At 74.2% G+C, this 11,951-nt stretch carries 9 protein-coding genes and 1 pseudogene; 6 read left to right on the forward strand and 4 right to left on the reverse strand.

The window, feature by feature from the left end; translation table 11 throughout:
* Positions 1 to 67 precede the first annotated feature (67 nt).
* Positions 68 to 2,614 (reverse strand): aminopeptidase N, encoded by a 2,547-nt coding sequence (pepN, locus tag EFE23_RS21500; RefSeq protein ID WP_123242743.1) that lies wholly within the window; start codon positions 2,612 to 2,614, stop codon positions 68 to 70.
* Between the two features lie 249 nt (positions 2,615 to 2,863).
* On the opposite strand from pepN, the gene EFE23_RS21505 reads away from it, so the two are divergent.
* The 4 genes from EFE23_RS21505 to EFE23_RS21520 all read left to right on the forward strand — a co-directional run bounded on the left by EFE23_RS21505 (position 2,864) and on the right by EFE23_RS21520 (position 5,849).
* A complete protein-coding gene (locus tag EFE23_RS21505; protein WP_204335224.1) occupies positions 2,864 to 3,463 on the forward strand; it encodes a mycothiol-dependent nitroreductase Rv2466c family protein in 600 nt (199 codons plus the stop codon).
* Between the two features lie 145 nt (positions 3,464 to 3,608).
* Positions 3,609 to 3,980, forward strand: coding sequence for a hypothetical protein (locus EFE23_RS21510; protein WP_123242745.1), 372 nt, complete (start codon positions 3,609 to 3,611; stop codon positions 3,978 to 3,980).
* A gap of 126 nt (positions 3,981 to 4,106) precedes the next feature.
* Complete coding sequence (locus tag EFE23_RS21515; RefSeq protein WP_123242746.1) at positions 4,107 to 5,306, forward strand: DUF1015 family protein; 1,200 nt, start codon at positions 4,107 to 4,109, stop codon at positions 5,304 to 5,306.
* A gap of 72 nt (positions 5,307 to 5,378) precedes the next feature.
* Positions 5,379 to 5,849, forward strand: coding sequence for a ribose-5-phosphate isomerase (locus tag EFE23_RS21520; RefSeq protein ID WP_123242747.1), 471 nt, complete (start codon positions 5,379 to 5,381; stop codon positions 5,847 to 5,849).
* 22 nt (positions 5,850 to 5,871) lie between these two features.
* On the opposite strand, the gene EFE23_RS21525 is transcribed toward EFE23_RS21520, so the two are convergent.
* Positions 5,872 to 6,303: a hypothetical protein gene (locus tag EFE23_RS21525; RefSeq protein ID WP_373684033.1), complete on the reverse strand. Its 432-nt coding sequence runs from the start codon at positions 6,301 to 6,303 to the stop codon at positions 5,872 to 5,874.
* A 139-nt stretch (positions 6,304 to 6,442) separates the two neighbouring features.
* A complete protein-coding gene (locus tag EFE23_RS21530) occupies positions 6,443 to 7,663 on the reverse strand; it encodes a GNAT family N-acetyltransferase (RefSeq protein WP_123242748.1) in 1,221 nt (406 codons plus the stop codon).
* A 99-nt stretch (positions 7,664 to 7,762) separates the two neighbouring features.
* On the opposite strand from EFE23_RS21530, the gene EFE23_RS21535 reads away from it, so the two are divergent.
* Together EFE23_RS21535 and EFE23_RS21540 are read left to right on the forward strand one after the other, a co-directional pair.
* On the forward strand, positions 7,763 to 8,299 hold the full coding sequence (locus EFE23_RS21535) for a hypothetical protein (protein ID WP_123242749.1): 537 nt from the start codon (positions 7,763 to 7,765) through the stop codon (positions 8,297 to 8,299).
* Positions 8,300 to 8,566: 267 nt separating this feature from the next.
* Positions 8,567 to 10,450, forward strand: a complete 1,884-nt coding sequence (locus EFE23_RS21540) for a propionyl-CoA synthetase (protein WP_123242750.1) — start codon at positions 8,567 to 8,569, stop codon at positions 10,448 to 10,450.
* A gap of 1 nt (position 10,451) precedes the next feature.
* On the opposite strand, the pseudogene EFE23_RS21545 reads toward EFE23_RS21540, so the two are convergent.
* Positions 10,452 to 11,951, reverse strand: a pseudogene (locus tag EFE23_RS21545) (Hsp70 family protein); the annotation flags it as partial.

Below are 11,951 nucleotides of genomic sequence, written 5' to 3' on the forward strand. Positions count from 1 at the left end.
TCCGTACACGATAACGGCCGGGGCCGGCGCGGGCTCCCACCCACGCCGGCCCCGGCCGGTACTCCCGTCAGGCGCTCCGGGCGTCCTTCGCCCGGGCCTTCAGGGCGCGGACCACGCCGTCGCGGCCCTCGGCCACCAGCCGGCGCAGCGGCGCCGGGTGGCCCTCCTGGGCCAGCCAGGCGTCGGTGGCCGCCACGGTGTCCTCCTCGACCAGGTACGCCGGGTAGGCGAGCTGGACGAACTCCTGCGCCGGCTCGCTGTCCCGCTGCGCCCAGACCTGGCCCACGGCGGCGAAGTACTTCTCCCGGTAGGGCGCGGTGAGCTCCACCTGCGCCGGGTGGGTGAAGCCCTGCAGCAGCGCCCGGTTGCGCCAGTTCGGCAGCGCCTCCGGGCCGGTGAGTTGCGCCCACACGGCCGCCTTGTTCTCGGCGGTGGGGACCAGCGCGTGCGCGTACGCGGCCTCCCGCTCGCCGCTGGCGGTCCGGTCGTCGGCCAGCTCGGCCTCGATCTCGGCGGCGCCGGCCGCGCCGTTGGCCACCAGGGACTGGAGCACCGTCCAGCGCAGCTCGGTGTCCACGGTCAGCCCGGCCGGCACCCCGGTGCCGGCCAGCCAGCCGCGCAGCACGGCCAGGTCCTCGTCGGCGCGGGCCGCCGAGACGTACGCCCGGGCCCAGGCGAGCTGGAAGCCGCTGCCCGGCTCGGCGGTGGCGAGGGTGTCCCGGGCGGTACGGGCCAGCTCCGCCCAGCCGGTCGGCGCCCAGGCCGGGTCGACGTAGAAGGTGAGCGTGGTGGTCGCCTGCCGCAGGGTGGCGGTCACCAGGTTGATGTCGGTCTCCGCCGGCAGCCCGGCCAGCGCCAGCGCCACGTAGTCCCGGGCCGCCAGCTCGGCGTCCCGGGTCATGTCCCAGGCGGCGGTCCAGCACAGCGCCCGGGCCAGCGACGAGTCGAAGCCGGCGATGTGCTGCACCACGGTGGCCATCGACCGCTCGTCCAGCCGCAGCTTCGTGTACGTGAGGTCCTCGTCGTTGAGCAGCAGCACGTCGGCGGCCGGCTTGCCGTGCAGCGCGGACAGCTCGGTCAGCTCGCCGGTCACGTCCGCCTCGACCGCCTCCCGGCGGACCAGCCGGCCGTCGCTCAGGTCGTAGAGGCCCACCCCGATCCGGTGGGTGCGCAGCGTCGGGTGCCCGGCCGGCGCCTCCTGGCGGACCAGCACCCGCTCGTACGTGCCGTCGGCGCCGATGGTGACCTCGGGGCGCAGGGTGTTGACCTGCGCGGTCTCCAGCCACTGCGCGGCGAACTTGCGCAGCTCCCGGCCGGAGGCCGCTTCCAGCTCGGTGAGCAGGTCGTCGAAGGTGGCGTTGCCCCAGGCGTGCTTGCCGAAGTACGCCCGCAGGCCGGCCAGGAACGGCTCCTCGCCCACGTACGCGACGAGCTGCTTGAGCACGCTGGCGCCCTTGGCGTACGTGATGCCGTCGAAGTTGACCTCGACCGCCTCCAGGTCGGGCATCTCGCAGTAGACCGGGTGGGTGGAGGAGAGCTGGTCCTGCCGGTAGCCCCAGTTCTTGCGGATGGACAGGAAGGTCGTCCACGCGTCGGTGAACCGGGTGGCGTGGGTGTTGCACCAGTGGCTGGCCCACTCGGCGAACGACTCGTTCAGCCACAGGTCGTTCCACCAGCGCATGGTGACCAGGTCGCCGAACCACATGTGCGCCAGCTCGTGCAGGATCGTGTTGGCGCGCTGCTCGTACTCGAAGTCGGTGACCTGGGAGCGGAAGATGTAGTGCGACTCGGCGTGCGTGACACAGCCGAAGTTCTCCATCGCCCCGGCGTTGAAGTCCGGCACCCAGAGCTGGTCGTACTTGGGCAGCGGGTAGCGCACGCCGAACTTCTCGTGGAAGAAGTCGAAGCCCTGCTTGGTGATCAGGAACAGGTCGTCGGCGTCCAGGTGGCGCGCCATCGAGGCGCGGCAGAACACGCCCAGGTCGATGCCGTCGTGGCTGTCCCGCACCTCGTGGTACGGGCCGGCGCAGAGCGCGGTGATGTAGGTGCTCATCCGCGCCGACTCGGCGAAGTGGACGGTCTTCAGCCCCTCACCGGCCGGCTCCTCCCGCTCCACCGGCATGTTGGAGACCACCCGCCAGTGGTCGGCGACGGTGGCGTGCCAGGTGTAGACGCTCTTCAGGTCGGGCTGGTCGAAGCAGGCGAAGACCCGCTGCGCGTCCGCCGTCTCGAACTGGCTGTAGAGGTAGGTCTCCCCGTCCACCGGGTCCACGGTGCGGTGCAGGCCCTGGCCGCTGTTCGAGTACGCGAAGTCGGCGTCCACCACGAGGACGTTCTCGGCGGCGAGGCCGGTGAGGGTGAGGCCCTTCTCCGCCGACCAGTCGCTGAGGTCGACCGGCGCGCCGTTGAGCGTGGCGGAGCGCACCGACTCGGCGGCCGTCTCGATGAAGGTGCTGGCCCCCGGCTCGGAACAGCGGAACCGGACCTCGGTCACCGAGCGGAAGGTGCGCCCGGTGGCCTGCACGGCGGTGGACAGGTCAAGGCTGATGTCGTACCCGGTCACCTCGAGCAGGCGGGCCCGCTCGGTGGCCTCGACCTGGGTCAGGTTGCGCACTCCCGGCACTGTTCGTCTCCATCCCACTCTTCTCGCCGCGCCCCGCGGCACCGGCTCGCCGGCCCGCTCGTGACGGCCGGTCCGAAACCGAGTCTTCCATGCACCGACAGCCTGCGGTGGTCGAGGTCACGCTCTCATTCCGGTACCTGTCGATCGCGCCCGGGGTGAGGATCGGTAGGGAAGCGCCGGCACCCCGGCGCGCGGAAGTCGTGAAGGGATGACACCGTGACCGAGCGTGGCGCCGTGGACATGTGGTTCGACCCGCTGTGCCCGTGGGCGTGGATCACCTCCCGCTGGCTGCTGGAGGTCGAGCAGGTCCGGGACGTGGAGATCCACTTCCACGTGATGAGCCTCTCCGTGCTCAACGAGGGGCGCGACCTGCCCGAGCAGTACCAGGAGCTGATGGCCAAGGGCTGGGGCCCGGTCCGCGTCTGCATCGCCGTGGAGCAGGCGCACGGCGGGGAGACCCTGGCGAAGCTCTACACCGCCATGGGCACCCGGATCCACCTCGGCAAGGAGGACCTCGGCCGGGATCTGCTGGTCGGCGCGCTGACCGACGTCGGGCTGGACCCGGCGCTGGCCGACGCCGCCGAATCCACCGAGTACGACGAGGCGCTGCGGGCCAGCCACGAGGCCGGCATGCGGCCGGTCGGCACCGACGTGGGCACCCCGGTGATCCACGCGCCCGGCCCGGACGGCGGTCAGGTCGCCTTCTTCGGCCCGGTGATCACGCCGGCGCCGAAGGGTGAGGCGGCCGGCAGGCTCTGGGACGGCGTCCTGCTGGTCGCCGGCACCCCCGGCTTCTACGAGCTGAAGCGCACCCGCGAGCTCGGCCCCATCTTCGACTGAGGTGCGAGGAAGGGCCCCCTCTCAACACCTCCAGAACCCTGCGCCGCCCGGCGTGACCCGGGCGGCGCAGGGCTCGTTTTACCGGGTGTCCCAGCCGGCGGCCCGCGCGGGGCCGCACCCCGGCAGAGCTCCTGGAGGCGTTCCGATGGCCAAGCACCGCCGCATGTCCGACGACGAGCCGCAGCCGGCGACGGAGGACTCCGGTGCGACGTACTGGTCCGTGACCGAGGGGGACTGGCCGGAGGTCCGGCCTACCCTGCCCGCCGAGATGGTCGACCTGCTGGCCCCACCGATCGTGGTCGGGGTGGCCCGGGTGGTGGCCACCTCCCGGATGACCCCGCCCGTCGGTGCGGGCGTACCGGCCGGCACCTCCGGCCCGACCCGGTCCGCCACCGCGGGCGACCGCCCCGCGCCGCGCGGCGCGACCACGGTACGCCTGGCCACCGGCGCCACCTCGCGCCCGCCCACCCCCGCGCCGACCCGCCGTCCCACCGGGGGCCGGCACCGCACATCCTGACCCGACCCCGTCGGGAAGGGGCCCCTGCTGCACCGGAGGCGTCAACCGGGGTCCCTTCCTTTCATCTGGTGGAAGGGGGCGAGTCCGGCGGCGGGGCTTCCGCGGCCGCGGGTAGCGTCAGCGGGCATGACGGTCGTGCATCCGATCGCCCGGGCCTGGATCACCACTGGCGGCACCGGCGCGCAGAACTACGACGAGTTCGCCGACGACGCGGAGATCACCGCCATCGTCGAGACGAACCCGCACAGTGCCCTGGGCATCGAGATGCCCCACCGGGCGCCGGAGAGCCTCGGGAAGTCGTTCCTCGACGCGCTTCCCGACGCGGTGGCCCGCCTCGCCGAGGCCAAGGCGGACGGCAGCTACACCCCGGCCGAACAGGTCGTGGTCCTCTACCGGATCAGCGCGCCCGGTGAGGAGACCGCGTACGGGCTGTTCGCCATGGTCGACACCGACCAGATCTCCACCCGGGCCGACGAGCCCGGCCTGGTGATCCGCAACGAGGACGTCTTCATCGCCAAGGTTCGGGAGCGGGTCGCCCTCGCCGAGGCGCTCGGTCACCTGCTCTCGCCCGTACTCCTGCTCCAGACCGGGCGCGGCGACGAGCTGCACGCCGCGCTCGCGGCGGCGACCGAGGCGGCCGGCGCGCCCGCCGCCACCGACGTCGACCAGGCCGGGCGGACGCACGCCATCTGGCTGGTCGGCCCCGGTGCGGCGCAGGACGAGCTGACCGCCCTGGCCGGCGGCGGCGAGCTGGTGGTCGCGGACGGCAACCACCGCAGCCTAGCCGCGCAGACCGGCGGCTTCCCGCGCTTCCTGTCGGTGATCACGACGCCCGCCTCGGTCGCCATCCAGCCCTACAACCGGCTGGTCAGCGAGCTGACCACCACCCCGGCGGAGCTGCTCGACAGGCTCCGGGCCGCCGGGGCGGAGATCACCCCGGTCGGCGCGCCCGTCGAGGTCCCGGCGGCCGGCGGCACCGTCCACCTCTACCTCGCGGGCCAGGGGTACGCGGTGACGTTGCCGCATGTCGGCGGCGGCCAGTTGGAGAACCTCGACCACGCGCTGGTCGAGCGGCTGCTGCTGCGGGACGCGCTCGGCCTGGACCCGGGCGACAAGCGGATCACGTACGTCGGCGGCGACTACCCGGCGAGCTGGCTCACCGGCGAGGTCGACGCCGGCCGGGCCGAGCTGGCGGTGCTGATCGCCCCGGTGACCGTGGACGACTTCGTCGCGGTCAACCTGGCCCGGGAGAAGATGCCCCGCAAGAGCACCTGGTTCACCCCGAAGGCGCGGGCCGGCCTGGTGGTCGCCGAGCTGCCGCACTGAGCCTGTGACGAATCCGCCTCCGTGCCGCCGCCCGCGCGCCGGCACGGAGGCGGGCCTGTCAGACTGCGCGGTATGCGCGTCTACCTGGGATCCGATCACGCCGGTTTCGAGCTGAAGGTGCACCTGGCCAACCACCTGGCCACGCAGGGGTACGAGGTGGTCGACGTCGGTCCGCACGCCTACGACCCCGACGACGACTACCCGGCGTTCTGCCTGCACACCGGTGACCGGGTGGTCAACGACCCGGGCAGCCTCGGGGTGGTCATCGGCGGCTCCGGCAACGGCGAGCAGATCGCCGCCAACAAGATCGCCGGCGTCCGCGCCGCGCTCGCCTGGAACATCGACACCGCACAGCTCGCCCGGGAGCACAACGACGCGAACATCATCGCCGTGGGCGCCCGCCAGCACACCCTGGACGAGGCGACCGCCCTGGTGGAGGCGTTCCTGACCACGCCCTTCTCCGGCAACCCCCGGCACGCCCGGCGGATCACCCAGGTGGCCGAGTACGAGCAGAGCCGCAAGCTGCCCGACCTGCCGGCCTGAGCTGAGCCCGCCGGGGCGGCCGTCAGCGGCCGCTGCGGGGCAGCTCGTCGCGGGGGATCCAGTTGCGGCGGACGATCACGACGCGGGCCTCGGCCTCGGCCAGGTCCGCGTCGGTCGGCCGGGTCGCGTCCCGGGCCCGCAGCGCGGCGGTCACGCTCACCTGGGACGACCCCGAGCCGACCAGCCCGCGCAGCCCGCGCTCGCCGTCCTCGGCCGCCGGCCCGGTGCGGCGATGCCGGACCTCCGATGACTCCAGCTCGGCGCGTCTGATGCCGCGCGGCGACCGGGAGCCATCGTCCGCTGAGTCCAGCTCGGCGCGTCTGACGCCGCGCGGCGACCGGGAGCCATCGTCGTCGTGCACCGCCGACGTGGTCGCGCTCGCCGCCTCCGCCTCCGGCGTACCGGCGTCGCCGTGGTGCCGCAGCCGCCGTCGCCGTCGCTCCGCCTCACCCATCACCCGACCGTACCGCCCCCCACCACCCCCCAGGCCCCACCTCCCACGCCCCGACTGTCGATCATGAGGTTGGCGGTGACGAACGGCGCGAATCGCGCGGCCAACCTCATGATCGACCCGGGCTGGGGGTGGGGGTGGGTTAGAAGACCTCCATGGGGGAGGGGGCGCGGTGCCAGGTGAAGGGGGCGGCTGAGGTGGCGACGGTTCCGGGGATGAGTTCGCGGACCCGGCCGGCGGCGGCGAGCGCGCCCAGCCCGGCGCCGCCGAGGTAGAGCTCGCCGAGGGCGCGTACGTCGCAGGCGAGGTGGGCGGGAGCGGTGGTGGCGACGCACTCGGCGCCGGCCGGGCCGCCGACCAGCCGCCACCGGCCGGAATTTTCCGGCAGCAGTTCGTCGGTCACCTCGATCACCAGGTCGACGTCGGTCGCGTACCGGCGGGCGGCCAGCGCGGTCGGCACGTCGACCACCCGCACCCAGAGCGCGTCCGCGAGCTGGGCGCCCAACCCGCGCGGCTCGTTCAACAGCCAGAGCAGCGGCTCGTCCACGGCGGCGGTCCGGAACGACAGCCGCCGGGTCAGGTCGAGCGAGAGCAGCAGCCGCCACAGGGCCAGGTACGCCTCCGGCGTCGCGGCGACCACCTCGTCGACCCGGACCTCGCCGCGCGGGCCGCGGGGCTCCCACCCCTCCTTCGTCCGGTAGAGCGCGTACCCGTCGACGCCGTCCGTCCCGTCGTGCAGCAGCACCCGTCGCTCGGTCGCGCCGTCGCGGTGGCCCTTCACGTCCGCCAGCACGTACGCCCACCAGCGCTCGTCCCGGCTCGACCAGCCGGGCCGGTCGGCGCGTACCCGCTCGTACACCCGGGCCAGCTCGGCCCGGTGGCCGGCCGGCCGGTCGAGGCGGAGGGTGCCCCCGGCGGAGGCCGGTTCCGGCAGTCGCAGCTCGGCGGTCTCGCACTGCAGCGTGTACCTCTGCGCGGCGAGGCCGTAGCCGAACCGGGGGTAGATCCGGCCCTCGCTGGCCCAGAGCACCGCCACCGGCTCCCGGCCGGCGTCGCGGATCTCCCGGAGCTGCCGGCGCATCAGGGCGGTGAGCAGCCCGCGCCGGCGGTGGGTGGGGAGCACCGAGACCATCGTCACATGCGCGGCCGGCACGCTCGCGCCGGGCGCCTGAAGGTCCCGGGTGAACGCGGCGGCGTGCGCCACCGCCGTCCCGCCGTCGCGGACCAGCAGGGCGCGTTCGGGTTCGAACACCCCGCGCTCGACCTCGGTCATCTCCGGGTCGGGATCGTCGTGGAAGGCCAGCGCGAGCAGCGCGGAAATCTCATCGAAGTCCTCGGCCCGGGGCACCGTCACGTCCGTCATCCGATGTGTGTAGCCCATCACGTCCGGGGTCGGCGACCGATTTGCCGGCTCGCTACCCTCGGAACCGTGGCCGGCGTCGGTCGAGGGGGAGGACACGAGATGGCGGACCAGACACAGCCGTGGGCGGAGCGGACCGTGGAGGTGCCGCCCCAACCGGGCGTCGGAGTGGTGCCACCGCAGCGGGACGGGTTCCAGCGGGGGGTGGCCCAGGTCGGGCCGCGCCGCACGCCCCGGACTGAGCAGTTCGCCGCCGTCGATCCGACCGGCTGGGCCCAGGACTCGGCGCCGCGCCGGCCGATGAGCTGGCACCTGGCGCAGCTGCGCCGGGGCGGCGAGTGGAGTGCGGCCGGTGGGCTCTTCGCCTTCGTCTGCTGGGGCATCTGGGCGATCTCCGGCCGGGGCAACCTGGCCGCCCCGCTGTTCACCTTCGTGCTCAGCCTGCTGACCGCGGTCGGCCTGTTCGCGCTCGCCCGTCTGCTCGGCCGGATCGTCTGGGAGCGGCAGTTCGGCCGGGTCCGCCGGACCGCCCGCGGCGCGCACCTGGTGACCGCGCTCTTCCTCGCCGGGGTGGGGGTGGCCTACCTGCAGCAGACCGAGTGGGTGGTCAGCGCCTGGAACTGGGTCACCGGCAACTGACCCGCCGAGGCCGCGGGCGGGTCGGCCTCGCGCCGCCCGCCCGCCGGCCCGGTCGCGGTACGCCGCGACGCCGGTCGTCACTCCACCAGGACGGCGATCGCATTACCCCACCCGGCCCGGTTCATCCGTCGCCCGGGAGGCTGAGCGCCCACGACGACGACCGTCCACCGGCCGGTCCGGGCCGTTCGGCGAGCCGGGGCGTGCTTCCGGCGCACCGACCCCGGTCGGCCGTCGTGCCCCGCGACGGCCGCCACGCAGCATGGCGGCATGGGCGCGTATCGATCAGCGTACGAGCGGAGCATCGCCGACCCGGAGGGCTTCTGGCGGGAGGCGGCGCGGGACATCGACTGGCACCGCGAGCCGCAGCGGATCCTCGACGACAGCGCCGCGCCGCTGTACCGCTGGTTCCCCGACGGGGAGCTGAACACCTGCCACAACGCGCTCGACCGGCACGTCGCGGCCGGCCGGGGCGACCAGCCGGCGCTGATCCACGACAGCCCCGTCACCGGCACGGTCCGCACCCTCACGTACGCCGAACTGCTGGCCGAGACGGCCCGGTTCGCCGGGGCGCTGCGCCGGCTCGGCGTGCGGCGGGGCGACCGCGTGCTGCTCTATTTCGCCATGGTGCCGGAGGCGGTGGTCGCGATGCTGGCCTGCGCCCGGATCGGCGCGGTGCACTCGGTCGTCTTCGGCGGCTTCGCCGCGCACGAACTGGCCGTCCGGATCGACGACGCCCGGCCCAAGGTGATCGTCGCCACCTCCTGCGGCATCGAGGTGGACCGGGTGGTGCCGTACCACCCGATCCTCGCCGCCGCCCTCGACGAGGCGACCCACGCCCCGGAGCGCTGCGTGCTCGTGCAGCGCCCCCAGGAACCCGCGCCGCTGGTCGCCGGGCGCGACCTCGCCTGGAACGAGGCGATGGCGGACGCCGAGCCGGTCGACTGCGTGCCGGTGGCCGCCACCGACCCGCTCTACATCCTCTACACCTCCGGCACCACCGGGCGGCCCAAGGGCGTGGTGCGGGACAACGGCGGCCACGCTGTGGCGCTGCGCTGGTCGATGCGGAACGTCTACGGCATCGAGCCCGGTGAGGTCTTCTGGGCCGCCAGCGACGTGGGCTGGGTGGTCGGCCACTCCTACATCGTGTACGCGCCGCTGCTCACCGGCGCGACCACCGTCCTCTACGAGGGCAAGCCGGTCGGCACCCCGGACGCCGGGGCGTTCTGGCGGGTGGCCGCGCAGCACCGGGTCGCCGCCCTGTTCACCGCGCCCACCGCGATCCGGGCGATCCGCCGGCAGGACCCCGACGGCGCGCTCATCCCCGGGCACGACCTGACCGCCCTGCGTACCCTCTTCCTGGCCGGCGAACGGCTCGATCCGGACACCTGGGCCTGGGCGGGGGAGAAGCTCGGCGTACCGGTGGTGGACAACTGGTGGCAGACGGAGACGGCCTGGCCGGTGGCGGCCAATCCGCGCGGCCTGGAGCCGCTGCCGATCAAGCCGGGCTCCCCGTCGGTGCCCGTCCCCGGCTACGACGTCCGGGTGGTCGACGGCGCCGGCCGGGAGGTGCCGGCGGGCACCGACGGCGCGATCGTGATCCGGCTGCCCCTGCCGCCCGGCTGCCTGCCCACCCTGTGGGGCGACGACGAGCGGTACGTCCGCTCCTACCTCGCCACCTTCCCCGGCTACTACCTCACCGGCGACGGCGGGCGGTTCGACGACGACGGCTACCTGTACGTGATGGGCCGCACCGACGATGTCATCAACGTGGCCGGGCACCGGCTCTCCACCGGCGCGATGGAGGAGGTGCTGGCCGGGCATCCGGCGGTCGCCGAGTGCGCGGTGATCGGGGTGGCGGACGCGCTCAAGGGCCAGGTGCCCAGCGGGTACGTGGTGCTCAAGGCCGGCGCCGAGGTGGACCCGGACGCGCTCGCCGGTGAGCTGGTCGCCCTGGTCCGGCAGCGGATCGGGCCGGTCGCCGCGTTCCGCCGGGTGACCGTGGTGCCGGCGCTGCCCAAGACCCGCTCCGGCAAGATCCTCCGCCGGACCATGCGCGGCCTGGTGGAGGGGCGCGACGAGCCGGTGCCGCCCACCATCGACGACCCGGCGACGCTGGCGGTCTTCCGGCACCTCGGCGCCGACCGGGGCTGACTCAGCCGGCGAACCGGTACACCACGAACTCCTTCTCCGCGCCGCAGGCGATCACCTGGGTGTTCCACGAGCAGGATTCGCTGCGTACGTCCTTGAGCTCGCCCATCTCGAAGAGTTCCTTGGTGTCGACCGCCAGTCCGGCCAGGCTGCGGTCGTCCTCGGCACTGCTCGGCGCCTCGGCGAAGAGGAGCACGTTGCCGGCGTCCAGCCGGGCGGCGACGCCGTCCCGCTCCGGCAGCACCGTGCTGCCGTCCGGCGCGAAGAGGGTGACGGTCGGCTTCGGGGAGTCGTGCGCGGCGAGCAGGTGCTCGCCGAGCGGCACCAGCGTCTCGGCCTTCGGGGCCGGCCAGCTCCGCGTCGGCTTTCCCTCCGTGAGGGCGATGACCTTCGTCCCGTCCGCGCCCGACTCCGGCACCTCCAGCAGGCAGGCCCGGTGCTCGCCGCAGGTGACCAGCGACCTGGCCCGGCTGCCGTCGCCCGCCGAGGTGTAGAGGGTGGCGGGCTCGCCGAGCTTGCCCAGGTCGTAGGAGAGGAGCCGGAAGCCCCGGTTGTCCTCGACCACGTAGAGCCGGTCGTCCCGGGCCGCCACCGGGTCGTCCACGTCGGCGACGTTCTTCCGGCTCTTCAGGATCTTCCCGCTGTCCATCTCGATGACCCGCACCGACCGGTCCGCGCCCACCTGGACCAGCCGGTCCGCGTCACCCAGCCAGGGCGCGCGGGGCGTGCCGTCCAGGTCCGCCGGGCCGCTCAGCGCCTCCCCGGTGCCGACCGGCAGCACCCGGGTACGCGCGTCCCCGTACTCGTTGCGCGGGTTGGCCCGGTCCCACTCCTCATGGCGGTCGGTGAGCCGCAGGCCGACCAGCCGGTTGCCGGTCCGGTCGAGCCAGACCACCGTCCGGGTGGTGAAGTAGAACGCGTCGTCGCCGTGGATGCTGAGCACCCATCGCTGCGTGCCGGAGCCGTCGAGCACCACCATGTCCCGCGGGGTGCTGTCGCCGGCGGCGTCGGCGAACACCGCGAGCCCGTCGGGCAGCGCCCGGATGCCCGCCCACCGCTCCGCGGTCGCCTGCGTCTGCTTCGTCCACAGCCCGTCCCCGGTGGTGGTGTCGACCGCCCGCACCTCGAGACGGCCGTCCGGCAGGGGATGGGCGAGGTAGGCGCGGTCGGCCAGCACGGCGGTGAACATCGCGGCCGGCCGCTCGTCGCCCACCCCCGCTCGGGCGATCCGCGTGAGGTTCTGGAAGTCCAGGGCCGGATAGCGGTCGCGGAACACCCACCACAGGCTCGTGCCCAGCACCGCGATCACCACCACGCCGGCGGCCAGCGCCAGCCAGCCCATCCGCCGGCCACGCCCCGGCCCGGTCCGACCGGCGGGTGCGGGAGAGACCGGCGGCGCGAGGGGTACGCCGGGCGGCGCTCCGCCGGACCCCGGCGGCCCGCCGTATCCGAACCCGGCGCCGCCGTACCCGGGCGGTGCGGCGGGATACCCGGCGTGCCCGGG

It is taken from the genome of Micromonospora solifontis, assembly GCF_003725545.1.
Classification (GTDB): domain Bacteria; phylum Actinomycetota; class Actinomycetes; order Mycobacteriales; family Micromonosporaceae; genus Micromonospora; species Micromonospora solifontis.